This window comes from Haloplanus sp. XH21 (assembly GCF_023276355.1).
GTDB lineage: Archaea > Halobacteriota > Halobacteria > Halobacteriales > Haloferacaceae > Haloplanus > Haloplanus halobius.
The window spans coordinates 667,199-690,390 of the sequence record NZ_JALLPL010000001.1; the positions used below are offsets into that span (position 1 = coordinate 667,199).

Sequence of the window (23,192 nt, forward strand, 5' to 3'; positions counted from 1 at the left end):
TCGGTCGCGTTACGTGTTATATGTCCTTAAGGAATATGGTCTTCATGATAAATAATGCAAAAAGTGCACCTTTCGGCGTTTATACCACCGTCACTATCTTTCACCTGGTTGAACATGCGGCAGAGACCAGCACGACTCATTACCGCGTCGACTCATCTCGACGGGACCGCACGTATCGATCATCGGCACTCCGGAACACGCCGTTCCGGCTTCCCCGGTAGCGGGGCGCGCTCCGGAGGTGTGTCGTCGTGAGCACCGGCGAAATCGAGGCCGGCGAGGCCCGTATCTCGGAGCCGCCGTCGACGCTGAAGGAGTTCCTCAGCTACATGGGACCCGCCTGGGTCTTCACCGCCTCGCAGATCGGCGGCGGTGAAGTCCTGAGCGTCCCGCTCGGTGGTGCGTACCTCGGTATGGAGGGTATCTGGCTCATCCCACTCATCACGTTCACGAAGATCTTCGGCCAGTACTACCTCGTTCGGTACGGCGTCATGACCGGCGACACGTTCCTCGACGCCCTCTACGAGAAGGGCTGGTGGCTGAAGTGGATCTTCTACTACGTGTTCCTGGGCGGAATCATCTACGCCATCGGTCTCTCCGGCCATCTCGGTGAGACCGCGGGCGCGTTCAATCACCTGGTCCCGGCCATCCCGACGAACGTCTGGATGATCGGAACGGTGCTCGCCGGCCTGGGTATCGTCGGCCTGCGCTCGTACGGCCTCATCGAGAAGATCGCCACGTCGCTGCTGTGGATCTTCTTGGTGCTCATCGCCTTCGTCTCGCTCAGCACGGTCGATGTCTGGGGTCCCAACCTCGCGAGTGGCCTCGTCCCTTCGATACCCGGCCGCGTCGAAGGTCTCGGCGTCGGGGGCATGGCGTTCATCCTCACGATGTTCGGCTGGATCGGCGCGGGCTTCGGTCCGACCGTCTCCTACGTCTGGTTCGCCAAGGACAAGGTGATGGGGATGTTCGAACCCCTCGATAAGGGCTACGACATCGACAAGTACGACCTCTCCGACGAGGAGATTCACCGCCTCAAGGGCTGGGGCGACATCGTCCTCTGGCAAAACCTGCTCTCGTCGGCCATCCTGGCGACCTTCTCCTTCTTCATGTGGACGGCCGCGGCCGCGACGCTCCACGTCGAAGGCATCCAGCCCAGCGGCTTCACCGTCATCCCGGAGATGGCCAACATCTTCACGACCCAGTTCGGCGAGTGGTCCGCCACGCTGTTCCTGCTGACCACCGTTGCCGCGCTGTTCTCGACGCTCATCGGCCCGCTCTACGGCATGTCGCGGCTCTGGGAGGACGCCTTCGCGCTCCACGGCGTGTTCGACAACTACAACATCACCCGTGACACCACCTTCCGGCTGACGATCGTCCTCTTCTCGGCGATCCCGCTCGCGCTCAACCTCTTCATCGAGGCGCCGCTGATCCTCTTTGCCCTCTCCGGTGCCCTCTTCGCGCCGGTCATCGGGCTCATGTACCTCGCCGTGATGTACATGTCCTTCGAGATCGACATCGACTCGCTCTCGCCGGTGCGAACCTGGGCGGTCGCGCTCGCCATCTTCGCCGGCGTCGTCATGATCGTCTCCGGGGTCTGGGAAGCCCGCAGTTCGCTCCAGACCATCCAGACGCTGCTCGGCCTGTAGTCGGCGACTCGCGACCCTGCGGTGCGGCCTCGGTTCCGCTTTCTCGCCCGAGACACCGGAGACGGATCTGTGTCCCTCGGTGACTGGCACTCGTCACTCGTCGGAGGTCGACGCGCCCGGAGAGAGTCGTAGCCGTAGCCGTACCTCGGACGGCCGACCTGCCGCCGGCATCGGCGCTTTTCCGACCACACGCCGTGACGCCCCATCCGAGACTGCTATAGTAGCGTTAGGAACTGTTTGCCCATGCTCGCCAGACGGCACGCGATCAGGTGTGCGATGACTTTCAAAGGCTACTATACCACCTTCTCTCGGTGTCCACCCCACACTCCTCGGCACCGCGCCCGCCCTCGACACGCTTCGATTGGCACGCGTGGTCTCACACGATAGCCGCCGCCCGGTCGACCGGACACCGCCGTGTGCCGCCGCTGGTCGCCGCTGAAAACAACGAAGAAAGCGTTGCGCCGTCAGTCGATCTGCGGTTCGGCGTCGTCGAGGTTCTCGCGCGCCGAGTCGAGCAGGAGTTTCCGCTCGGCGCGGGCGACGACGCGGCGCACCTCGGCCACGGCGTCGATGTTCGACGACAGCGAACTGATACCCTTCTCGACGAGGAACTTCGCCATGTCCGGGTGCGATCCGGACTGACCGGTGATGGTGGTGTCCACGTCGTGTTCGTTACACGCCTCGATGACCTCCGCCATCGCCTCCAGGATCGTGGGGTGGAAGTCGTCGAAGCGGTCCGCGACCATCGCGTTGTTGCGGTCGACGGCGAGCATGAACTGGACGATGTCGTTGGTGCCCAGCGCGACGAAGTCGATACCCTCGTCGATGATCTCGTCGATGGATCGGATGCTGGCGGGCGTCTCGATCATGGCGCCCCACTCGCGCTTCTCGGGGTCGATGCCGACCTCTTCCATCAGTTCCCGTGCCCGGCGCACGTCCGACGCGTCGTTGGGGAGCGGGAACATGACTTCGACGTTGTCGTAGCCCATGTCGTGCAGGCGCTTGAACGCGCGCAGTTCGAGCTTGACCATCTCGGGCTCCTTCAGACTGCGGCGGATGCCGCGGTAGCCGAGCATCGGGTTGTGCTCGTGGGGTTCGTTCTCCCCCCCCGTGAGCTCCGCGAGTTCGTCCGTCGGCGCGTCGAGGGTGCGGGCCCGGACCGGTCGCGGGTAGAACGCGTCCGCGACCTTCCGGATCTCCTCGGAAATCTCCTCGACGAACGCCTCCTCGCCGTGATCGGCGACGTAGCGCTCGGGCGTCTTGCCCGTCGAGAGCAGGATGTGTTCGAGACGGAGCAGGCCGACGCCGTCCGCGCCGGTGTCGGCCGCCCGTTCTGCGGCGTCCGGAATCGAGACGTTGACCTTCACTTCCGTCGCCGTCGTGGGGGCGCCGCCGGTCACTTCCACGTCGCCCTCGGGGTCGGCGTCCGCCACGTCGGTCGTGTCGGACTCCGACTCCGGTTCCGGGGCGACGACGGTGCCTTTCTGGCCGTCCAGCGTGATGCGCTGGCCGTCGGAGAGTACGTCCGTCGCGTCGCCCGCGCCGACGATGGCCGGCACGCCGAGTTCGCGCGAGACGATGGCCGCGTGGGAGGTCATCCCGCCCTCGTCGGTGAGGATGCCGGCCGACCGCTTCATCGCCGGGACCATGTCCGGGGCCGTCATCTCGGTGACGATGACGTCGCCCTCCTCGATGCGGTCCGCTTCGTCGATGTCCTCGATGATCTTCACCGGACCGGTCGCGACGCCGGGACTCGACCCGTAGCCGTTGACCAGTTCCTCGCCCGCCTCGGGCGTCTCTTCGTCTTCCTCCGCCTCCGCCATGTTCTCGTTGACCGTCATTTAAATGTCGCCGATCCCCATCACGTCGTTCGTCAGTTCGATGCTCTCCTCCGCGTCGGCCGACTCCGTCATCGCTCGGATGGCGTCGACGTTCTCCGGCACCACGTCGCTCTCGCGGTGGATGGACTGGAACAGGTGGAGCTGGTTGCTCTCGACCGTGATGGAGTCCTCGAAGATCTGGTTCTCGTAGAGGTTCATCCGGTCGCGCCCGCGGTCGAGCGCGAACTCCTGGAGATCCCACCCCGACGACATGTCGAGGTCGCCGTCGATGACGTGGATGCGGGACTGGGAGGCGAGCAGATCGGCGACCTCCTCGGCGCTCGGCTCCGCGTCCAGTTCCACGTTGATGCCGTGGAAGTGGTGGCGCACCGTCGGCACCTTCATGCCCATCGTCGTGATCTGCCCGATTTCGGGGATCACTTCGAGCGCGTCGGGGCCGTGGTGCGAGGGCAGTGTCACCGGGTCGGCCGAGGTGACGGCGTGTTCGCCGCGGCAGCGAACCAGCGTGATGCTGGAGCGTTCGACGCCGTACTCCTCGACGAGCGGGGCGAACATCCGGTTCAGGCCGGTCGTGTTACAGGAGACGATACGGACGTAGTCCTTGCCCATCGCCTCGGAGTAGTTGGCGCGGGCGGTGAAGCTCTCGTCGGCCACGTCGGCGCCCTCGCCACCCTGGAACAGAGCGGGGGTGTCGTGTTCCTCGTAGATGGGGCGGTACTCCGCGCCCATCCCGGCCGGCGTCGCGTCGGCGACGATGTCGCTCGCGTCGATGAGGTCGATGATGTCGCCCGCGACGTCCAGGTCGACGCCCTCCCAGCGGTCGTGACGCCCCTCGGGGACGTAGATGTCGTAGCCTCGCTCGGCGGCGGCGTCCGCCGTGTGGTTCGGACTCGCCTTCCCGATGCCGACCAGTTCCATGTCGGGCATCGAGTTCACTGCATCGGCGACGCGCTTGCCGATGGTGCCGTACCCATTAACGCCTACGCGGATCATACCGGGAGTTGGCTTCACCCTCATATAGTGCCGACGCCTTTCGCAGATTTTGCATGAACTTTCGTTCTTAAATCGTGGGGGGACTAGGTACTGGTATCACCGCCCGGTGTCTCCGCTCAGTATGAACGATCCGAAACAACAGGTCTCCAGTTCCGGTATTCGCGTGCTCGGCGTCTTCGTCGCCGTGTACTTGGTCATCGGGTCGTACATGTACTTCTATCTCGACCTCCCCGCCCTCGCGTACGTCGCCTACGGCATCATCAGCTGGATCGGCGGGATGGTGCTCTTCTACTATCTCCACACGTCGTACATGGCTAGCTTCGACCCCTCGGAGTAGCGCTATCCCGTGATTTCGGCGTTTCCATTCACCCCTCTCCTACAGTAGCCTTTGTAAGTCATCGCACACCTGATCGCCAGACAGCGTGCGATCAGGTGTGTACACAGTTCCAAACGCTACTATCGCCCTCGGATCTCACTCCTCTCCCACGAATCCTTAATTATTGTTCATGTACTCCCCCGGCAGTATTCTTCACCATCGATCATTTTATCATGGTCATTTGGACAGTCCGGTAAATATATTGGGTTGGCGCAGTATTTGCTAGATAGCTATGAGCGCAATCTCTGACTCCTTCGGGAGTGACGTAGGCGTATCGGACGACGACCACACCAACGCACAGGCCGTCCTCGGCGCCGTGATGGTGTCGACGGTGTTCGTCGTCGCCGCCGCGGGGACCGTCTTCGGTCCCAGCGCCGCCGCGATGTCCGCCGTCGTGATGCTGCCCTTCCTCATCATCGCCTCGCTCCGCACCGACCTCGACAACCACTCGGCGTACCCCAGCCTCGCGCGATAGAACCGATCCGCTCCGCCCCGATCACTCGATCCGGGCGGCCGCCTCACATTTTCCGCGAAGCCGCCGCCTGAGAGCGTTGCGACCCCGCTGAATCGGCTGTGTGAGTCCCGCTGCCCTCGCTCGCCGGTAGAGCCGCCGGGTCACCGTCACGTCCATCACCTCGGCGTACCGTTCGGGATACTCCTCTTTCAACCGCCGTTCGAGCGACGAATCGAACGCGGTCCGGGGCACCTCGGGATGGCACATCCGGAACGGCTCTTTGAACCGACAGTGGCCCGCGGCCTCGGCTTCCATCCGCCACCCGAACTCGACGTCCTCGCGCCACTCCGAAAATGCCGACCGAAAGCCACCGACTTCGCGGGCGGCTGATCGACGCACGGCCAGGTTACAGCCGACGTAGTGGCGCGGGCCGAAACTCCGACAGCCGCCGTACACCGGCCCCTCGAGACAGACAAGGTCCGGATCCGCCTCGAACGCCGCGTGTGCGGTCGCCACCCAGTCGGCCGGCGGCCTGGTGTCGTCGTCGGTGAGCGCAACCACCGGCGCCGCCGCGGCGTCGAGCCCCCGGTTCCGCGCTTCCGAGCGGTCGACCGTCCCGTCGTCGACGAGGATGATTTCGTACGGTCGATCGAACTCCTGGGCCCGTAGACAGGCGATGGTCGGTTCGTGGTCGTACGCCGGCACCGACGGGACGACGACCGAAACCGCCGGCGACGACGCCCGCTGTACGTACTCGATACCCATGCCCAGTCCCACGGCCCGCTGGCCGATAAGCGTGCGTCCCGGTACTTTACTATCGTGCCACGCTATCGTTGCACACATGTCTTCCACGACCCGCTTCGAGACGGCGTCGCTGACCACGCTCCACTGGATCGGTGTCGGCCTCGCGCTCGTCACCGGCGTGATCCACCTCGCTATCGGCGTCCAGTATATCGACACGCTCCAGGGCGTCAGTTTCGTCCTCGCGGGCATCGCCTTCGGCGTCGCCGTCCTGCTCTTCTTGCTCGACTACCGCCGACGACTGCTCTACCTCGTCGGGATTCCGTTCACGGCCGTCCAGGTCGTCCTCTATTTCTCCCTGAACTGGCCGAACGTCGTCAGCCCGGCTGGCCTCGGCGACAAGGTGGTGCAGGTCACCCTGATCGCCGTTCTCGTGACGCTGTATCGGCGGGAGTCGTCGGCGACTCACGCCACCCGGTAGAGCACGTCGTAGCCGTGGGCGACGTAGGTCAGCGTTCCCTCGTCGAGCTGTCGACGACGGGTCCGAAGCCAGTCGTCACTGCCCGGAACGTCGCTCACGGCGTCGGCGACGAACGACAGGATGGTGGCGAGAAACTGCTGCTCGTCCGCGGGATACGCCCCATCCATCGGCCTGACGATCCAGTCCGACGCACCGGCTGCCAGCAGGTCGCCCGCCCGCTCCCGACAGCGATCGAGGAGGCGGCGCCCGGCGTGGACGTCCCGTCCCGGCGTCCCGTCGATGTGGTCGTGGTAGGCCGCAATGACGGCGTCGTCGGCCGGATGCGACGGCTGAAACACCGTCTCGCCGTCGAACGTGATCGGGGCGTACACCAGTCCGCCCGAACCGAGGGCGGCCGCGAACGCGTCGAGCGCCGCCTCGACGGGCACCAGATCGAAAAACGCCTGCGCGACGACGAGGTCGGCCTGTTCGCCGTCGAAGGCCTCCAGGGCGTCTCCCTGTTCGAACCGGACGGCCAGGTCGTCGACGCGGAAGCCGCCGTCGACGGGATCGCCGTCGAGTTCCGTGCGTCGCAACGCCCGGGCGCGGTCGACGATGGCCGCGTTCCGGTCGACGCCGCGGTACGTCCCCGACCGCACTCCCCAGTCGAGCAGTCGCGGAACCGTCGCTCCCGTGCCCGCGCCGGCTTCCACTATCTGCGTGTCGGACGGGAGGGTGTCGAGCAGTCGGTCGCGAACGCGGCGGTCGAGCGCGCGGTCGTCGACCGTCCGCTTCGCTTCGAGATACCGCTCGTCGGCGTGGGTCATAGTGTGCGTTCGTGGCTCGCCCAGGCGTCCTCGTCCTCCCAGACGCGGACGGTGAGTCGCGTCGCGGTGCCCGTCGCCCCCGCCGCGACGAACCGGTCGCCGAACCGTTTCGCGAAGCGCTCGACGCTCGGATTCAGCCCCTCGAACTCCGGCAGGTCGTTCAACAGCGCGTCGCGATACCGGGCTTCGAGGTCGTCGAGCGCCGCGTCGACGGCGTCGATGTCGACGAGGTAGCCGTACTCGTTCAGTTCGGGACCGGCGAGCCGAACCGCCACCTCGAACTGGTGGCTGTGGACGTCACCTTCCGGGCCGGGATCCGGGACCGTGAGGTAATGCTGGGCGACGAAATCCCGCGCGACCGAGAGGCGGTACATACCCGCTCGTGGCCGTGGACCGACTTATACGCACGGGGGCTCCTCGTAGGTGAGCAACACCTGGAGCGCGTTCTCCGGGCCGCCGTCGAGGACGCGGTACGCCTCGGCGGCATCCCGGATCGGAATCCGGTGGGTGACGAGGCGGTCGGTGTCGAGCCCGTGCAACCGCTCCCACGCCACGTCGAGGCGACGTTCGTTCGTCCACCGCCCCCGGAGTTCGGGCGCCAGCGTGCTTACCTGACTCGACGAGATGTCGATGCGGTTCCGGTGGAAGACGCCGCCGAGGTCGGTCTCCGCGCGCTTGCGGCCGTACCACGACCCGACGATGATCCGCCCGTCGTACCCCACGGCGTCGATGGCGTCGTCGAGCGTCGCGGGCTGCCCCGAGAGTTCGTAGGCCAGGTCGGCGCCCGCCGGCTCACCCCGCCCCCCGATGGATGCGGCCCGCTCGGGGGTGAGCGTCTCGTCGGCGCCGAGGCGCCCGGCCATCTCACGTCGCCGCGTCGCGGGTTCGACGACGGTGAGACGGTCGAGCGGGAACTGCGACAGCAGTCGCGTCGTCACGAGGCCGATCATCCCCGCGCCGAAGACGACGACCCGTTCGCCAACGCGCGGGCGGCCGTCCATGACGAGCCCCGTCGCCGTCTCCGCGGTCGGCAACAGTGCGGCCGTTTCCGCCGAGATCCGCTCCGGAAGCGGCACGAGGTCGGCCGGCGACGCCGTGAAGTGGCTCTCGTGGGGGGTGAACGCGAACACCGTCCGGTCCCGCCACGCCTCGTCGACCCCGGCGCCCGCGGAAACGATGTCGCCGACCGCCGCGTAGCCGTATTTGAGCGGATACGAGAGGTCGCCCTCGAGGGCGTCGATGGTCTCGTCGGCGGCCAGCGTCCGCGGCATCTCCCCGCGGTAGAGCAGCGTCTCGGTCCCCGAACTCACGGCGGAGACGCGCGTCTCGACGAGCACCTCGTCCGGTCCGGGGTCCGGCAGCGGCTCCTGTCTCACCTCGACGGTCCGCGGTCCGGTGAAGTACAGCGACCGCCGGTTCATCCGTGGCCCGTCCCCGTCGGGCGGTCGTCCCTGATATCCCCCGTCACGCTCCCCGTAGCGACGCGTGATACTTCATCCTGCCGCCGGACTCATAGGGGGTATCGGAAGTCGTCGGAGACTCTCGCCGGACCGTCTCGGTGAGAAGCTCTGGACAGTTACGATACTCCCTATCAGCCCCATCGCCCCGTGACGGCCAGATAATCCCGGCCGAACACCACGAGCGACGGCGCGACGACGACGAGACTCACCGGATGGACGACCGACACCGGGAGCACGGGCGCGAGCGCGACGGTGATAAAGCCCATCTGGAGCGCGGCCAGCGGGCGACGGAGTCGGCTTTCGGGCAGGTCACCGATCGGGCGCCCCCGCCGGCGACGCCAGCCGATCCCCGCCCGATACGCGTATTTCGCGGCCGAAATCGACAGATACGCCACGGGAAGTCGCCCCCAGACGACGCCCACGAGCGGGGCGACCAGAAAGCCCAGCGTGTCGAAGGCGAGATCCAAACGTGCGCCGAGGGCGGTCGTCCGACCGAGGCGTCGCGCGAGGTGGCCGTCGACCAGATCCAGGGCGACGCCCGTCCCGTAGCAGGCGGCGGGCGCCCACGCCACCGCCGGCGTCGACGGCGGGACGGCCAGAAAGCCCGCCGTCGCCGCGTACAGGCCCCCACGGCTCGCCGTGACGAGATTCGGCGGGGCGAGCGCGTCGTCCGGGTCGTCGAGGTGGTACGCGGCGAAGCCGACGACGGCGGCGAACACCGCGCCAGCGACCACGAGCCACCGGTCGGCGTCGGCGCGCGTCCCCGCCTCGGCGACGAACAGCCAGCCGCCGATTCCCGCGCCGGCGGCCACCGTCCCTGCGACGGTCGCCGCCGCGACGTGCCGTCGGTGCCTCGTGAATCGCCCCCCGCTCATCGCTCGAACTCGGGGTCTTCGAGCGCGTCGATGCGCTCGCGCTGGGCGGACGTGAGCCGGTCCCCCGCCGCGGCGAGGTTCTCGACGATGTGATCGGGGTCGTTGCTCGACGGAATCGGCACGACGCCCCGGCCGACCGCCCACGCGAGGACGGTTGCGGCCGGCGAGACGCCCATCTCGGCCGCGACGGCCGTCACGACGGGGTCATCGAGCAGGCCGGGCACCGAGAGCGGCGAGTGGGCCATCACCCGGATGCCCCGCTCGTGACACCAGGACACCAGGTCGGTACGCGGGCGATAGGGGTGGCAGGCCACCTGCACCACCGACGGCGGGACGCGCGCGAACTCGACGAGGTCCGCCAGCGTCTCGCGGTCGACGTTACAGACGCCGAGCGTCGCCGCCAGCCCCCGGTCGTGGACCGCCTCCATCCCCCGCCACGTCGACTCCAGGCTCACGTCCGCGGTGGCCCGGTCGCCCTCGGGGGTTTCGGGGAAGGTGAGCGCCTCCTGTTTGTCGACGGGAAGTTCCGCGAGGCGCCGGAGAGGGCCGGTGTACGCCCACGCGTCGGGCCAGTGGACCAGATAGCAGTCGAGCGCGTCGACGCCCAGGTCGGCGAGCGTCGTCTCGCAGGCTTCGACGACGTGGCCGTGGTTGGTGTTCCACACCTTGCTCGCGAGGACGAGCGCTTCCCGGTCAGGGCTTCCCGGTGCGGCGAGCAGCTCCCCGATGCGCGCCTCGTTGCCGTAGAGTTCCGCGGCGTCGAGCAAGCGGTAGCCGGCGTCGAGCGCCGTCGCGATGGAGTCTTCCCGGTCGACGTAGTCGCCGTCGCGGTAGCGCGAACAGCCGAACCCGACCGGCGGTAGCCGGAGCGCGGCCCGGGGCGGTTCCGGTGGCTGCTCCGCTCCCTTGCCGGCCCCGCCCAGGGAGGGTCGCCGCCGCGTCGTCGTGGGAACGCCGTTCGAGTGGTCGATGGCAACACCGCTGCTGCGCTCGGCTGCCCGTTCGATGGCGTTGCAGATGGCGACCACGTGGGCCGCGCGCCGCGCCGACGCCCGTTCGGGCCGTCCGCGGCGGACACTCGCCGCGAGGCGCTCCGGACCGGCCAGATACGGAGTCCGCGCCGACGGCTGCTGGAGCGGCATCGGCGTGTACCGACGGCCGATCCGCCCGAACGAGACGCGGTGCCCGTCGCCGCCGCCGAGGTCGCCGGCGTCGTCGAGGTAGAGCGAGCCGTCGTCGCCGTGGCATTCGAGGCTCACGAACTCCCGGCTCCGGTGGGGGGCGTAGAAACTCGCTGTCAGGCGGACCTGCGGGCCGTCGGCGAATCCGACGGTCGCCTCGACGTGCGTGGGTCGGTCCGAAGTGGGGTCGCGGTCCGGCCACGGGGTCGTCGCGTCGGCGGTCCGCACCCGCGTCGCGGGGCCGAACCACGCCACGAGCAGGGAGAGGGGGTAGACCGCGCCGTCGTACAGGGGGCCGACCCGGAGGAAGGACTCGGGGTCGTCGTGCCAGTCGGTCACGCGACCGACGTGCGCGTGGGCGTACGCGAGTCGGACGGTCCCGAGGCGGCCGTCGGCGAGCGCCGTCGCCGCGAGTCGCTGGGCCTCGCAGCGCTCGGTGATGGGCGCACAGCCGAGTGCGAGGCCGCGGCGCTCGGCCTGATCGACGAGCGCCGTCGCCCGCGCCGCGTCGAGGGCGAGCGGCTTCTCGCTCCAGACGTGGCGCCCGGCGCGGAGCGCGCGCTCGGTCACGTCGGCGTGGGCGTCGTGGCCCGTGAGGGTCACCACCAGCGGCGCGGCTTCCGCCTCGAGGAGTGCGTCGAGGTCGGTGTACGCCGTCGCGCCGATGTCGGACGCGAACGACGCGGCGCGCTCGGCGTCGAGGTCACACGCGGCGACCGGCGTGAGCGACGACCGGGCGAGCGTCTCGGCGTACTTGTGGGCAACGGCACCACACCCCACGAACGCACAGTCCATACCCTCCGGCGGGCAGCGGTCGTGAAAAGTCCCTCGGCGACGATTTGAGCTACCCACCGCTAAAGCGGTGGGATTCAGCGTGGACTCCCGTTCTGGCCGATTCCTCGGCAGGAGAATAGCCTCCGTTCACGTTCATCATCCCGCTGTTCAAGCGTGGTTTCGACGCTTTCTTCCCGTTCTTCCAGCGTGCGACAACGCTCTTGCAGGCTTCAGCGGCCTTGTTCCGAGCGGCCTGCACCAGACCGCCATTGAAACCGTCCGTGGCCTCTCGTACGTCGTCGTAAGTTTCGTCGTCCAACTGTGTTTTGCTGGTGGTGACGTACTCGCCTTGGAAAGCGTGGTCAACGACGTACTGTGCCGACCAGAGGAAGGTGTCTACGGTGTCTTCAAGGAGTACGGCGTCGTCATTGTCCACGTCGAGCGCAACGGGGACGGTACGCCGCACCTCCATCTCTTATATGTGAGCCTGGTGTTTCTTGAATACTGGGGGAGTCTGACTGCCGCCGTAGCGCGGTTTGGTTCCCAGTTGTCCGCTTCATCCCACGGCTAAAGCCGTGGTTTTCGCCTCGCATGTTCTATAAGTCGCTGTGTCCCGGACAGGCCGTATGGCGCGGGTGGCGGTCCTCCACAACACGCTCGATTTCCGCGGCGGCGCCGACGCGGTCTGTCTGCACGTCTGCGAGGCGCTCCAGGCCGCCCACGACGTGACGCTCGTCACCTTCTCCCGCTCGTCGATCGCCGACCTCGACCGGCTGTTCGACACCGAGGTCTACGTGGCGGTCCACCGACCGCGCGAGGCCGTCGTCTCGCGGGCGCTCGACGCCCTCCCCGAGCAGTTCGGGCCGCAGTTACCGCCGCGGAGCGTCCTGCTCCGGCGCGCGTTCGCCCGCCGCGCCGACGACTTCGACATCGCCGTCAGCACCGCCAACGAGTTCGCGCTCCCGCTTCCGTCGGTCCAGTACGTTCACTTCCCGCAGTTCAACCGGCGGCACGCCGCGGGCGAGACGGCGGGGCGACTCGATCCGGTCTGGAGTCGCCTGAGCGGCCTCGGCGACCGCACGCTGCCCGCCGACGCCCGTCTCCTCGCCAACTCCGCGTGGACGGCCGACGCCGTCGAAACGATATACGGCCGGCGCCCGACCGTGTGTCATCCGCCGGTCGATCCGCCGCCGGACCCGCGTCCCTGGGCCGAGCGCGAGGCCGGCGTCGTGTTCGTGGGGCGTCTCGCCCCCGACAAGCGGCCGCTTCGTGCCGTTCGGATCGTCGACGGCGTCCGTGCCCGGGGTCACGACCTGCATCTCCACCTGGTCGGGTCGTCGTCGGCACGATACGCCGACTACGCCCGGCGCGTCGCGTCGGCGGCGGCCGACCGCGACTACGTCCACCTCCATCGGGACGCGCCGCGGTCGCGGATCGACCGACTGCTCGCGACCCACCGCTACGGGCTGAACTGCAAGCCGGCGGAGCATTTCGGGATGGCCGTCGCGGAGTACGTCGCCGCCGGCATGGTGGCGTTCGCCCCGGATTCGGGCGGCCAGCGAGAGATCCTCGGCGGCCGCGCGGACCGGCTGTTCGACACCACGACCGACGCCGTGGCGACCATCGCCGCCGCCGTCGACACCGATGCTCGGCCGACGCGTCCGCGGGACCGCTACGCGAGCGACCGGTTTCACGCGGTGATCCGTCGCCACGTCGCCGCGGTGCTCGACGAATAGGTCGATGAGGGAACTGCATCGCCGTCGCTATCGGACTCCTCGAAACGGTCTCCACACCGGCCTTTCCGGTGGTTTCGGTGCGAGTAGCGTCGCTCGGAGAGAAGGTCAGTCCTGGTTTGCGCCGTCTCGCCGCTCGCTCAGGTGTTCCCAGATTTCCGTGCAGCCGGCCCCGGCCTCGACGTCGGAGAGATGGTTTCGCTCTTCGGCGTTGTCTTCGGCGTCGGCGTCCGACGACCGCGTCACGGTCTCACTTTTCTCGGTCATCGATATCTCGTAGACGCTAGGCCCGTATAAGGCCGTCTTCGCACGTAATCACTACCCGTTCTCCCGCATTGAGGCGGTCCTTTCCGGTATCCCTGACGGCGGTGTGTCGGGGGCAGGGCGGCGCAGTCTGGCGATCACCCCGGATTTCACCCCCGAATCCGCGTGTGACGACCGGCAATCGTCGCGGGCGCCGACGACCTTACCGCCGTTGCCCCCGTATCGGGATGCATGACCACCGACGTTCACCAGCTCGACGCCGGAGCCTGGATCAGTGTCAACGATTCTCGGGAGGTGAACGTGAGCAACCTCTGGCGGCTCGCGAAGCACGATTTCTGTTCCTGTCGGTGCGCCGACTTCCTGGCGGAGGGGTTCGTCGAGGTCGGTGCCGACGGCGCGAACGTCGACGGCCGCATCGCCGGCCGGTGCATTCAGTGCGGGACGAGCGGCGTCACCGACTGGCTCACCGTCGGCCGCGTCGATCCGGAGACGGGCGAATTTCGGCCAGTCGTCCCCGAGAGCGTCCATCTCCCCGGCTGTGGCCGAACGCCGGCCACGGCGTGAGACGGCTCACATATAGCGGCAAATATTGTCGCATCCCCGGAGAGCCGGGGAAGGTTGACGGCGGGCACGACCGTATATGTTCGGGAGCCTTCTAGCCTTGCATGCCGTCCAAGGTCGAGCGCTGGAAAGACGAAACCTACGGGATGGAGATACGCGACCATCTCCTCCGATTCGCCGAGGAAGGGTGGGACGCCATCCCCGAGGACGAACACGACGCCTGGTTCGAGCGGTTCAAATGGTGGGGGCTGTACCACCAGCGGAAGGGACAGGAGAGCTACTTCATGATGCGCATCGGGACGCCGATGGGCCGGATGACGCCGGAACAGCTCCGGACCGTCGGCGAGGTGGCCCGCGACTACGCCACCGGTCCCGTCGACAACCCCGAGTTCGGCTCGGCGTACGCCGACTTCACCACGCGCCAGTCGATCCAGCTCCACTGGATCAAAGTCGAGGACATCCCCGACATCTGGGACGAACTCGAATCCGCCGGCCTCTCGACGATTCAGGCCTGTGGTGACTCCTGGCGCAACATCGTCGGTTCGCCCGTCGCGGGCCGTGACGCCGACGAACTCATCAACGTCTGGCCCATCGTGCAGGAACTCCACGAGACGTTCAAGGGCAACGACCTCTACGCCAACCTGCCCCGCAAGTGGAAAGTCGCCATGACCGGCGACCGCCGTGGCTCCGGCCAGGGCGACATCAACGACCTCGCCTTCGAACCGGCGACCAAGGAGATCGACGGTGAGGAAGTCGAGGGGTTCAACGTCCACGTCGGCGGCGGTCTCGCCCGCAAGGAACCCCGTTTCGCCCGCGATATCGATGTCTTCTGCCGCCCCGAGAACGCCACCGACGTCGCCGCCGGGCTCTCTGCGCTCTTCCGCGACTACGGCGACCGCGAGGATCGCTTCAACGCCCGCATCAAGTTCCTCGTCGACGAGTGGGGTCCCGAGAAGGTTCGGTCCGTCCTCCAGGAGGAGTACGTCGACTACGAACTCCCCACCGCGGGTGAGGACCTCCGCGACGAGTACGACTACAACGCCGGCCGCTCCGACGCCCCCGGCGACTACGTGGGCGTCCACGACCAGAGCGATGGACAGAACTTCGTCGGCCTCTCCGTCCTCGTCGGCCGCATGAGCGCGGACGATGTCATCGACCTCGCCGACCTCGCCGAGGAGTACGGCTCCGAGATGATCGGCCTCACGCAGCGCCAGAACGTCATCGTCGGCGACATCGCCGACGAGGATCTGGACGACTTCCTCGCCGAGCCGCTGCTGGACGAACATTCGCCCGACCCCAACCCGTTCATGCGCGGCTCCATCGCGTGTACGGGCACCGAATACTGCTCGCTCTCCATCGTCGAGACGAAAAACCGGATGGTCCGGTACGGCCGCTGGCTCCGGGACAACGTGGAGATCCCCGAGGGCGTCTCGGACTTCCACATCCACCTCTCGGGCTGTACCGCCTCGTGTGCCCAGCCACAGATCGCCGACATCAGCCTCCGGGGCATGAAGACCCGGAAGGACGGCGATCCCGTCGAGGCGTTCGACGTTGGCCTGGGCGGCGGCCTCGGCGAGAACCCGCAGTTCGCCGACTGGGTGAAGATGCGCATCCCCGCCGACGAGATTCCGGGCTACATCGCCAACCTGCTGGAGACCTACGAGCAGGAACGCGAGAGCCCCGAGGAGTCCTTCCGTGACTTCGTCGCCGACCGCGACGAGGACGAACTCGCCGCCCTCGCCGAACCGGCGGAGACGAGTTACGAGGACCCTTATCTCAACAACACGAAGATGACGTGGTACCCCTACGCCGAGGACACCGACATGGGCGCGTCGCCGGCACCGACCGACCGCAACGACCAGCCGCTCCCCTCGGACGACTAACATGGCCGACCGCGTGATGAAGGTCAACGCCTTCACGACGTTCGACCTCCTCGACGCCAGCGTCGAGGGCCACGGCTTCGAGGAGGAGGCCTTCGCCACGCTCAACGTGCGCACCCCGCGTGAGGACCCCGACGAAATCACGCTCGAACTCGAACTCGACAACACGCAGCTCGACAACGTGGAGCCACACGCGGACCGCGTCACCCTCTCGGCCGACGAGGCGCGCACCCTCGCGACCGAACTACAAAAGGCGGCGGAGCGTCTGGACGCAAACGAGACGGACGCATGACCTCCCAGGCCCTCATCGTCGCGGCCCACGGCTCCCACCGCAACCCCGACTCCGCGACGCCGACGTACGCCCACACCGACGCCATCCGCGAGCGCGGCTGCTTCGATCAGGTGCGCGAGGCGTTCTGGAAGGAGTCACCCTCCTTTCGCTCGGTCCTCCGCACCGTCGACGCCGACGAAGCGTACATCGTCCCGCTGTTCGTGAGTCAGGGCTACTTCGTCGATCGGGTGCTCCCCCGGGAGTTCGGCCTCGGCGTCGCCGACGTGACGGGCACGCCGGTCGAATCCGACGTGATCTACACCGACCCCGTCGGCACCCATCCCGCGATGACCGAGGTGGTCGCGGAACGCGCCCGTCGATATCTCGACGAGGGCGTCGCCGAGGAAGACACCGCGCTCGCGGTCATCGGCCACGGCACCGAGCGCAACCCGAACAGCGCCGACGCCATCTACGACCACGTCGACGCCCTGCGCGAGACGACCGACTTCGCGGAGGTCGGCGCGCTCTTCATGGACGAGGCGCCCTACGTCGACGACGTGCTGGAGGCGTTCGACGCCGACGACATCGCGGTCGTCCCCCTCTTCATCGCCGACGGCTTTCATACGCAAGACGAGATCCCCGAACTGCTGGGGATCACCGACGACCCGCGCTCGGGCTACCCCGTCCCCGGCGAGGTCGCCGGCCGCCGCATCTGGTACACGTCGGCCGTGGGCACCGACCCGCTCATGCCCGACGTGCTCTTGGAGCGGGCCGCCGACGCGGGCGCCGACATCGACCGCGACGCCGACGACGAGACGCCCGTCCGGCCCGACGCCGCCGACGCCTTCCTGTCGTGGCTCGATTCCGCTCCCGGCGAGGGCGGCCATCGGGTGCGCGAGTGGGGCGACCTCGTCGTCGCCGCGACCGAGACGGGCTACGAACTCCGTCATCGCGCCGACCGGGGCGTTCCTCGCACGGCGCTTGCCGACCGCGATCCCGACGACTTCCGCGCGTTCGTGCGCGCGGACGACGACGGGCGCTACCGACCCTTCGCCGGCGAGCAGTCGCTGCCGACGGGGTGGGTGTTGTCCGGTCTCGACCGGACCGCCCTGCTCCGGGCGCTCGCCACTGTCTATCCCGCGTCCGTCGAGACGTGGGCCGACGACCCCAACCCCGTCTCCTACCGCGAGGTGGCGACGCGACAGACCGGTATCTACGAGCGCGTCGCGAACCTCTCCCGCGAGGAACTGGTCGACGTGACCGAGGCGGTGTGTGGCAACTGCGCCAAGCGCCGCGACTGGGACGAACACGCCGACGACCGGCTTCCGGTCGACCGGGGCGACGGTGCGCTCCCCTGCCGGGAGCCGTGTTCGTTCCTCGTTGCCGCCGCGCGCGAGGTCCTCGTCGACGAACCGCCGGACGAACAGGCACCTGACTATCCCGACGCCGACGTGCCGCCGGGCGATCTGACCGATCCGGGCAACCGATACCGGGTCCGCTACCGGCGCGCACGTGGCGTCCCCGACACTCCCCAACGATGAGCACGACAACCACCGGAACGGTGTTCCTCGTCGGTGCCGGTCCGGGCGATCCGGAACTCATGACGGTGAAGGCCCGGCGACTGCTCGACGAGGCCGATGTCGTCCTCCACGACTCGCTCGTGGGCGACGGCGTGATCGAATCGATTCCCGACGGCACGCGCGTCGAGAACGTGGGCAAGCGTGCCGACGGCGAACGAACCCCGCAGGCGGAGATCAACGACCGTCTCGTCCGCGAGGCCAAGGCCGGCCGCGACGTGGTCCGTCTCAAGGGCGGCGATCCGACCATCTTCGCCCGCGGCGGCGAGGAGGCGGAGCATCTCGCCCGCCACGGCGTCCCCTTCGAGGTGGTGCCGGGCATCACGAGCGCCATCGCCGCGCCGGGCGTCGCCGGTATCCCCCCGACCCACCGCGACCACGCCTCGACGCTCGCCGTCGTGACGGGTCACGAGGACCCCAGCAAGCCCGACAGCGCCCTCGACTGGGACGCCCTCTCGTCGCTCGTCGACGCGGGCGGCACGCTGGTGATCCTGATGGGCGTGGGTCGACTGCCGGACAACGTGGCCGCGCTCCGGGAGGGCGGCGTCGCCCCCGACACGCCCGTGGCGATGGTCGAACGCGCCACTCTCCCCGACGAACGCACCGTCACGGGGACGCTCGACACCATCGTCGACCGCGCCGAAGAAGCCAGCATCGACCCGCCCGCCGTCACCGTCGTCGGGCAGGTCGTCGGCGTCCGCGAGACGGTCGCACACTGTCTCGGCGACACCGATGCGGTGGTCGACGGCCCTTCTGCGAACGGGTCGGAGGTCGTGGAGGTGAACCGCCAATGAGCGACGCCGACGATGCTGCCGACTTCGGCGACTGGCCCCTCAAGCGCCTGATGACCGAGGTGGTCGGCTCCGGCACCAAATCCGCCGAGGACATGACCTCCGAGCAGGCCGCCGAGGCGATGCGCCGCATCTTCGCCGGCGAACCGCATCCGACGACCCTCGGCGCCTTCTGGCTGGCCAACCGCTGGAAGCACAACACGAGCGAGGAACTCGCGGCCTACACCGACGAGATGTGCGACCGCGTGGAGTACGCCACGCCCGACGCCGACCCCGTCGACTGCGGCGCCAACTACGACGGCAAGGGCCGCACCGCGATTCTGGGCGTCGCCGCCGGCGTCGTCGCCGCCGGTGCCGGAACCCCCGTCGTGGCCCACTCCGGCGACCGCGTCCCCACGCAGAAACAGGACGCGTACAAGCACGTCCTCGACGAACTCGGCGTCGCGACGGAGCTGACGCCCCGCGACTCGGCCGACATGGTCGACGAGACGGGCTTTGGCTTCTACTACCAGCCCGCGTTCAACCCCGCCGTCGCCGACCTGTTCGAGCACCGCGACCGGATGGGCGTGCGCACGTTCGTCAACACCGTCGAGACGCTCGCCAACCCCGCCGGCGCGAGCGTCCATCTCGGCTCCTTCTATCACCTCGCCTTCGCGAAGAAAGTGGTCGACACGTTCGAGCGGAGCGAGACCCACGACCTGGACCGCGTCATCATGTTCCAGGGGATGGAGGGGTACGACGACATCCGCCCCGGCTACACCAAGGTCGCCGACTGGTCGGCCGACGGCGACTTCGACGACTACGAGATCGAGACGGCCGAATACGGCATGGACTTCGAGGAAGCGGATCTCGAAGTCGACGACGTGGCCGTAGACAGCGCTCGCCTCACCCGCGAGGTGGTGACTGGCGAACGCGACGACCACTGGTACGACGCCGTCGCGCTCAACGCCGCGTTCCGCATCTACGCCGGCGGCGACGCCGACTCCCTCGGTGCGGGCCTCGACGCCGCTCGCGCCGCCATCGACGACGGGTCGGCGGCGGCCGTCCTCGACGACCTGCGGGCGTTCTGAACCGCCCGCTTAACACTGTTCCCCGACTACGCCACCCCATGAGCGACGAGGATGTCATCCGCCCGAGCGACATCGGCGACAGCGACGCGCCGCCCGTCGAGGCAAAGCCGTACAAAATCGTCTTCGAGGCGAACAAATGCATCGGCACCGGGAAATGCGCGGAGGTGTCGTCGAACTGGGATCTCGACCTCGAAACGGGACTGGCTCGGCCCAAAACATACTACGTCGGCGAGGAGGACCTGGACCACAACGTCCGCGCCGCCGAGGTCTGTCCCGCGAAGAAAGGCAACGGCGTCATCCACGTCGTCGACCGCCGGACCGACGAGGAGATTGCTCCCGACCCCGAAGGCGACGGCACGCTGAGCGTCGACTGGTAGGTCACTCGTCGAGGACCGCCGCCAGTGCCCGCTCCGCGGCCGCCCGAACCGCCGATTCGGTCCCCACGTCTCTGGCCGCCTCCCACACGGCGTCGTCTTGGGCGACGGCGCCGATAGCCGCGTGGCGCGTCTCGGCCGACAGGTCGCGCGTTTTCAGATCCGCCCGCAGGTCGCTGACGACGGTCGCTACCAGACCCGCTCCTTCGACGACGGGCGCGAGTTCGTCGCGCAGGCGACGGCTCACCGCCGGACTCGTCCCGCTCGTCGTGACGGCGATGCCGACGGGACCGTCTCGGAGCGTCGCCGGCACGACGACGCTCCGGGGATCACGGTCGCCGCTCCGGTCGGCCCGGTTGACGAGGACCCCCGCGTCGTGGGCGTGGCGTTCGATGGCGGCGTTGAGCGCCGCGTCGTCCGTCGCGGCGACGACCAAGGCGGGGGACGTGCGGTCGAGCCATCCCGTCACGTCGTCGTGGTCGGGCGCCGCTCTGACGCACTCGCTGTCGCCGAAATCGGCGTCGACGAAGGTTGGACTGACGACGATGACGTGGGCCTCCGCGGCGAACCGCCGGGCTTTCCGCGCGCCGACGGCGCCGCCGCCGAACACGAGCACGGTTTCGTCGTCGAAGTCGTGGATCAGGGGGATCACGGTCGGTCCCGGTGGTCACTCCGCGCCTTCGATCAGCGTCGTCTCGTCTTCCTCCGCGTGGTGGAGGGTTACGTCGTGCCGGGTGTGGCGGGCATGGGTCTGCGCCCAGCGACGGGCAGCGGTCTCCGCCAGGCGTTCGACGCCGTCGGGGCAGTGGCGACAGGTCGCTCGCCACGTCGTGACGCCGTCGGGGTAGTGGCCGGTGTGGCGTTCGTGATCGAGCGCGAACTGCTCGACAGCGCGGTTGCCCGCCAGCAACTCGTCGAGTTCGTATGACAGATCCCACTCGCGACCACAGCGTTCACACGAGACGGTCGGAACGTCGTCGATCCGGTCTGACACGTCGTCGAGTACGGACGCGATGCCCTTCAACGTAGCACATCTACTGCGAAAGGGGATGGCCGCGACAAGGGGGACGCCGCGACCATATCGGCGATCGATCGTCCACCGGCACGACGATCGGATGATCGGCGTGTGGGGTGCCTCTGCAGACCGGTGGACGTTCCCACACTACAACCGGACTGTTCTAATCTTTTCCCTTTACTAAGGGGAACTGCTCTACCCGATTTCCCTTTCGTAGGGTGCTGAAACGCGGCGGTCCAGCGGCGAACGGCGCGTACGGCCGCCCGTCTCAGAACAGGCCGCTGATGTTGCCGTCCTCGTCGACGTCCATCCCCTCAGCCGCGGGTTCGGCGGGGAGACCGGGCATCGTGAGCACGTCGCCCGTCAGCACGACGACGAATCCGGCGCCTGCGTCGGGGTAACACTCGCGGACGGTGAGCGTCCAGTCGTCCGTGGGTGCCCCCTTCCGCGTCGGATCGTCCGTCGTCGAGTGCTGGGTCTTCGAGAGACAGACGGGCATGTCGCCGTATCCCTGGTCCTCGAGGCGGGCGATGTCGTCGCTCGCGTCCTCGGTGAAGTGGACGTCTTCGGCGCCGTACACGTCGGTCGCGACGGTGCGGATCTTCTCTTTGAGGCCGAGATCCAGCTCGTACAGCGGTTCGAACGCGCCCTGGTCGCTGTCCGCCAGCTCCTTGGCCGTCGTGGCGAGTTCCTCCGCGCCTTCGCCGCCCTCGGCGAACGCCTCCGAGATCACCACGGGGTAGCCCTGCTCCTCGCAGTGGTCGATGATGGCCTGAATCTCGGCGTCGGTGTCCGTCGGGAAGCGGTTGATGGCGACGACGAAGGGGACGCCGAACTGCTCGATGATGCCGGCGTGGTGATCGAGGTTCGACAGGCCGTCACGCACCGCCTCGGCGTCGGGTTCCTTCAGCAGGTCGTAGTCGGTCGGCCACATATCTAGCCCGTGATACTTCATCGACCGGACGGCGGTCGTCAGCACCGCCGCGTCCGGCGCGACGCCGCGTCGCGAGACGATGTTGCCGAACTTCTCGAAGCCGAGGTCGGCGGCGAAGCCGGCCTCCGTGACGAGGTAGTCGCCCAGCGCGAGGCCGAGTTTGTCGGCCAGCAGCGAGTTGGTCCCGTGGGCGATGTTGGCGAAGGGGCCGCCGTGGACGAACGCGGGCGAGCCCTCGATGGTCTGGACGAGGTTCGGGCGCAGCGCGTCTTTCAGCAGCATCGCCATCGCGCCCTCGATGCCCAGGTCGCCGACGGTGATCGGATCGCCGCCCATGTCGTAGGCGACGATCATCCGTGCGAGGCGTTCTTTCAGGTCCGACAGCGAGTCGGCCAGACAGAGCACGGCCATCACTTCGGAGGCGGCCGTGATCTGGAAGCCGTCCTCGCGCGGCGGGCCGTTGGTCTCCCCGCCGAGGCCGACGACGATGTCGCGGAGCGCGCGGTCGTTCATGTCCAGCGCGCGCTTCCAGCTCACGTTGTCGACGTCGATGTCGAGTTCGTCGTAGTGGGTCTTGGTGTCGAGCGTCGCCGAGACGAGGTTGTGCGCCGTCGTCAGCGCGTGGAGGTCACCCGTGAAATGCAGGTTGATGTCCTCCATCGGGAGCACCTGCGAGTGGCCGCCGCCCGCGGCACCGCCCTTGATGCCGAAGACGGGGCCGAGCGAGGGTTCACGGACCGCGACGACGCTCCGGTCGCCCAGGCGGTTCAGTCCCTGGCCGAGGCCGACGGTCGTTACCGTCTTGCCCGCGCCCTTCGGGGTCGCCGTCGTCCCCGTGACCAGGATGAGTTTGCCCTCGTCGGCGTCGCCCAGCGTCCGTCGGATGGCGTCCTGTTCGATCTTCGCGATCCCGTTGCCCTGGGGATCGAGGTCGTCGGGTCCGAGGCCGAGGTCACCGGCTACGTCCTCGATCGGCCGCGTCTCCGCCGCCCGTGCGATCTCCATGTCCGTCGGTGCGTCGCCGCCGTCGGTGTCGTCCGAAGTCATCGTCGGGAGATACACAACCCCTCCATATGTATGCCGCGACGTTGGCG

General features: G+C 68.1%; 23 protein-coding genes and 3 pseudogenes. 13 read left to right on the plus strand and 13 right to left on the minus strand.

What is annotated here, in order from left to right; translation table 11 throughout:
* Positions 1-248: 248 nt before the first annotated feature.
* Positions 249-1,646, plus strand: a complete 1,398-nt coding sequence (locus MXB53_RS03495; RefSeq protein WP_248895817.1) for an Nramp family divalent metal transporter — start codon at positions 249-251, stop codon at positions 1,644-1,646.
* 464 nt (positions 1,647-2,110) lie between these two features.
* On the opposite strand, the pseudogene MXB53_RS03500 reads toward MXB53_RS03495, so the two are convergent.
* Positions 2,111-3,433, minus strand: a pseudogene (locus MXB53_RS03500) (putative PEP-binding protein); the annotation flags it as partial.
* 54 nt (positions 3,434-3,487) lie between these two features.
* Positions 3,488-4,480 carry a type II glyceraldehyde-3-phosphate dehydrogenase gene (locus tag MXB53_RS03505; protein WP_248895818.1) on the minus strand — a complete coding sequence of 331 codons (993 nt, stop codon included), beginning with the start codon at positions 4,478-4,480 and terminating at the stop codon, positions 3,488-3,490.
* Positions 4,481-4,601: 121 nt separating this feature from the next.
* On the opposite strand from MXB53_RS03505, the gene MXB53_RS03510 reads away from it, so the two are divergent.
* A complete protein-coding gene (locus MXB53_RS03510; RefSeq protein ID WP_248895819.1) occupies positions 4,602-4,817 on the plus strand; it encodes a hypothetical protein in 216 nt (71 codons plus the stop codon).
* 271 nt (positions 4,818-5,088) lie between these two features.
* The gene (locus MXB53_RS03515) at positions 5,089-5,331 is read left to right on the plus strand and encodes a hypothetical protein (RefSeq protein WP_248895820.1); all 243 of its coding nucleotides are present in this window, start codon (positions 5,089-5,091) and stop codon (positions 5,329-5,331) included.
* A gap of 21 nt (positions 5,332-5,352) precedes the next feature.
* Here MXB53_RS03515 and MXB53_RS03520 read toward each other — a convergent pair whose 3' ends face one another.
* Positions 5,353-6,075, minus strand: a complete 723-nt coding sequence (locus MXB53_RS03520) for a glycosyltransferase family 2 protein (RefSeq protein ID WP_248895821.1) — start codon at positions 6,073-6,075, stop codon at positions 5,353-5,355.
* Positions 6,076-6,151: 76 nt separating this feature from the next.
* Here MXB53_RS03520 and MXB53_RS03525 point away from each other — a divergent pair, with 76 nt between their 5' ends.
* Positions 6,152-6,532 carry a DUF7475 family protein gene (locus tag MXB53_RS03525; RefSeq protein ID WP_248895822.1) on the plus strand — a complete coding sequence of 127 codons (381 nt, stop codon included), beginning with the start codon at positions 6,152-6,154 and terminating at the stop codon, positions 6,530-6,532.
* Here the strand turns inward: MXB53_RS03525 and MXB53_RS03530 are convergent.
* The 6 genes and pseudogenes from MXB53_RS03530 to MXB53_RS03555 form a co-directional block, all read right to left on the minus strand.
* Positions 6,517-7,338 (minus strand): class I SAM-dependent methyltransferase, encoded by an 822-nt coding sequence (locus MXB53_RS03530; protein WP_248895823.1) that lies wholly within the window; start codon positions 7,336-7,338, stop codon positions 6,517-6,519. The two genes, MXB53_RS03525 and MXB53_RS03530, sit on opposite strands and share 16 nt — an antisense overlap.
* Positions 7,335-7,712, minus strand: a complete 378-nt coding sequence (locus MXB53_RS03535) for a 6-pyruvoyl trahydropterin synthase family protein (protein WP_248895824.1) — start codon at positions 7,710-7,712, stop codon at positions 7,335-7,337. Before MXB53_RS03535 ends, MXB53_RS03530 begins: the two co-directional genes overlap by 4 nt.
* A gap of 24 nt (positions 7,713-7,736) precedes the next feature.
* Positions 7,737-8,759, minus strand: a complete 1,023-nt coding sequence (locus tag MXB53_RS03540; protein ID WP_248895825.1) for a zinc-dependent alcohol dehydrogenase — start codon at positions 8,757-8,759, stop codon at positions 7,737-7,739.
* 170 nt (positions 8,760-8,929) lie between these two features.
* The gene (locus MXB53_RS03545) at positions 8,930-9,673 is read right to left on the minus strand and encodes a CDP-alcohol phosphatidyltransferase family protein (RefSeq protein ID WP_248895826.1); all 744 of its coding nucleotides are present in this window, start codon (positions 9,671-9,673) and stop codon (positions 8,930-8,932) included.
* Positions 9,670-11,649 carry an aldo/keto reductase gene (locus tag MXB53_RS03550; RefSeq protein WP_248895827.1) on the minus strand — a complete coding sequence of 660 codons (1,980 nt, stop codon included), beginning with the start codon at positions 11,647-11,649 and terminating at the stop codon, positions 9,670-9,672. The genes MXB53_RS03545 and MXB53_RS03550 overlap by 4 nt, the downstream gene beginning before the upstream one ends.
* 142 nt (positions 11,650-11,791) lie before the next feature.
* Positions 11,792-12,100 (minus strand): annotated as a pseudogene (locus MXB53_RS03555) (RNA-guided endonuclease TnpB family protein); the annotation flags it as partial.
* Positions 12,101-12,254: 154 nt separating this feature from the next.
* Between MXB53_RS03555 and MXB53_RS03560 the strand changes: the two are divergent.
* Entirely contained in the window at positions 12,255-13,364 is a 1,110-nt protein-coding gene (locus MXB53_RS03560; protein ID WP_248895829.1) for a glycosyltransferase family 4 protein, read from the plus strand.
* Positions 13,365-13,469: 105 nt separating this feature from the next.
* Here the strand turns inward: MXB53_RS03560 and MXB53_RS03565 are convergent, their stop codons facing one another.
* A complete protein-coding gene (locus MXB53_RS03565) occupies positions 13,470-13,628 on the minus strand; it encodes a hypothetical protein (protein ID WP_248895830.1) in 159 nt (52 codons plus the stop codon).
* Between the two features lie 228 nt (positions 13,629-13,856).
* On the opposite strand from MXB53_RS03565, the gene MXB53_RS03570 reads away from it, so the two are divergent.
* From MXB53_RS03570 to MXB53_RS03605, 8 genes and pseudogenes are all read left to right on the plus strand, one after another.
* The gene (locus MXB53_RS03570; protein ID WP_248895831.1) at positions 13,857-14,189 is read left to right on the plus strand and encodes a DUF8134 family protein; all 333 of its coding nucleotides are present in this window, start codon (positions 13,857-13,859) and stop codon (positions 14,187-14,189) included.
* Positions 14,190-14,290: 101 nt separating this feature from the next.
* Complete coding sequence (locus tag MXB53_RS03575; RefSeq protein ID WP_248895832.1) at positions 14,291-16,069, plus strand: nitrite/sulfite reductase; 1,779 nt, start codon at positions 14,291-14,293, stop codon at positions 16,067-16,069.
* A gap of 1 nt (position 16,070) precedes the next feature.
* Positions 16,071-16,358 (plus strand): DUF6360 family protein, encoded by a 288-nt coding sequence (locus MXB53_RS03580; protein ID WP_248895833.1) that lies wholly within the window; start codon positions 16,071-16,073, stop codon positions 16,356-16,358.
* Positions 16,355-17,170, plus strand: a pseudogene (locus MXB53_RS15930) (CbiX/SirB N-terminal domain-containing protein); the annotation flags it as partial. The gene MXB53_RS03580 and the pseudogene MXB53_RS15930, both read left to right, overlap by 4 nt.
* Before the next feature lie 57 nt (positions 17,171-17,227).
* Positions 17,228-17,878: a DR2241 family protein gene (locus MXB53_RS15935; RefSeq protein ID WP_248898061.1), complete on the plus strand. Its 651-nt coding sequence runs from the start codon at positions 17,228-17,230 to the stop codon at positions 17,876-17,878.
* Positions 17,875-18,708, plus strand: a complete 834-nt coding sequence (cobA, locus tag MXB53_RS03595; protein WP_248895834.1) for a uroporphyrinogen-III C-methyltransferase — start codon at positions 17,875-17,877, stop codon at positions 18,706-18,708. The genes MXB53_RS15935 and cobA overlap by 4 nt, the downstream gene beginning before the upstream one ends.
* On the plus strand, positions 18,705-19,775 hold the full coding sequence (locus MXB53_RS03600; protein WP_248895835.1) for an anthranilate phosphoribosyltransferase: 1,071 nt from the start codon (positions 18,705-18,707) through the stop codon (positions 19,773-19,775). The genes cobA and MXB53_RS03600 overlap by 4 nt, the downstream gene beginning before the upstream one ends.
* Before the next feature lie 38 nt (positions 19,776-19,813).
* Positions 19,814-20,152: a ferredoxin gene (locus MXB53_RS03605; protein ID WP_248895836.1), complete on the plus strand. Its 339-nt coding sequence runs from the start codon at positions 19,814-19,816 to the stop codon at positions 20,150-20,152.
* A gap of 1 nt (position 20,153) precedes the next feature.
* On the opposite strand, the gene MXB53_RS03610 is transcribed toward MXB53_RS03605, so the two are convergent.
* The 3 genes from MXB53_RS03610 to MXB53_RS03620 form a co-directional block, all read right to left on the minus strand.
* Positions 20,154-20,801 carry a precorrin-2 dehydrogenase/sirohydrochlorin ferrochelatase family protein gene (locus tag MXB53_RS03610; protein ID WP_248895837.1) on the minus strand — a complete coding sequence of 216 codons (648 nt, stop codon included), beginning with the start codon at positions 20,799-20,801 and terminating at the stop codon, positions 20,154-20,156.
* Between the two features lie 15 nt (positions 20,802-20,816).
* On the minus strand, positions 20,817-21,143 hold the full coding sequence (locus MXB53_RS03615) for a DUF8062 family protein (protein ID WP_248895838.1): 327 nt from the start codon (positions 21,141-21,143) through the stop codon (positions 20,817-20,819).
* A gap of 289 nt (positions 21,144-21,432) precedes the next feature.
* Positions 21,433-23,145, minus strand: a complete 1,713-nt coding sequence (locus tag MXB53_RS03620) for a formate--tetrahydrofolate ligase (protein ID WP_248895839.1) — start codon at positions 23,143-23,145, stop codon at positions 21,433-21,435.
* Positions 23,146-23,192: the final 47 nt, after the last annotated feature.

Coding starts and splice junctions, on each gene's coding strand:
- MXB53_RS03515 (WP_248895820.1), top strand. CDS start 5,089: ATGAGCGCAATCTCTGACTCCTTCGGGAGTGACGTAGGCGTATCGGAC.
- MXB53_RS03505 (WP_248895818.1), bottom strand. CDS start 4,480: ATGATCCGCGTAGGCGTTAATGGGTACGGCACCATCGGCAAGCGCGTC.
- MXB53_RS03545 (WP_248895826.1), bottom strand. CDS start 9,673: ATGAGCGGGGGGCGATTCACGAGGCACCGACGGCACGTCGCGGCGGCG.
- cobA (WP_248895834.1), top strand. CDS start 17,875: ATGAGCACGACAACCACCGGAACGGTGTTCCTCGTCGGTGCCGGTCCG.
- MXB53_RS03565 (WP_248895830.1), bottom strand. CDS start 13,628: ATGACCGAGAAAAGTGAGACCGTGACGCGGTCGTCGGACGCCGACGCC.
- MXB53_RS03605 (WP_248895836.1), top strand. CDS start 19,814: ATGAGCGACGAGGATGTCATCCGCCCGAGCGACATCGGCGACAGCGAC.
- MXB53_RS03530 (WP_248895823.1), bottom strand. CDS start 7,338: ATGACCCACGCCGACGAGCGGTATCTCGAAGCGAAGCGGACGGTCGAC.
- MXB53_RS03540 (WP_248895825.1), bottom strand. CDS start 8,759: ATGAACCGGCGGTCGCTGTACTTCACCGGACCGCGGACCGTCGAGGTG.
- MXB53_RS03575 (WP_248895832.1), top strand. CDS start 14,291: ATGCCGTCCAAGGTCGAGCGCTGGAAAGACGAAACCTACGGGATGGAG.
- MXB53_RS03535 (WP_248895824.1), bottom strand. CDS start 7,712: ATGTACCGCCTCTCGGTCGCGCGGGATTTCGTCGCCCAGCATTACCTC.
- MXB53_RS03620 (WP_248895839.1), bottom strand. CDS start 23,145: ATGACTTCGGACGACACCGACGGCGGCGACGCACCGACGGACATGGAG.
- MXB53_RS03600 (WP_248895835.1), top strand. CDS start 18,705: ATGAGCGACGCCGACGATGCTGCCGACTTCGGCGACTGGCCCCTCAAG.
- MXB53_RS03570 (WP_248895831.1), top strand. CDS start 13,857: ATGACCACCGACGTTCACCAGCTCGACGCCGGAGCCTGGATCAGTGTC.
- MXB53_RS03520 (WP_248895821.1), bottom strand. CDS start 6,075: ATGGGTATCGAGTACGTACAGCGGGCGTCGTCGCCGGCGGTTTCGGTC.
- MXB53_RS03580 (WP_248895833.1), top strand. CDS start 16,071: ATGGCCGACCGCGTGATGAAGGTCAACGCCTTCACGACGTTCGACCTC.
- MXB53_RS03510 (WP_248895819.1), top strand. CDS start 4,602: ATGAACGATCCGAAACAACAGGTCTCCAGTTCCGGTATTCGCGTGCTC.
- MXB53_RS03560 (WP_248895829.1), top strand. CDS start 12,255: ATGGCGCGGGTGGCGGTCCTCCACAACACGCTCGATTTCCGCGGCGGC.
- MXB53_RS03550 (WP_248895827.1), bottom strand. CDS start 11,649: ATGGACTGTGCGTTCGTGGGGTGTGGTGCCGTTGCCCACAAGTACGCC.
- MXB53_RS03525 (WP_248895822.1), top strand. CDS start 6,152: ATGTCTTCCACGACCCGCTTCGAGACGGCGTCGCTGACCACGCTCCAC.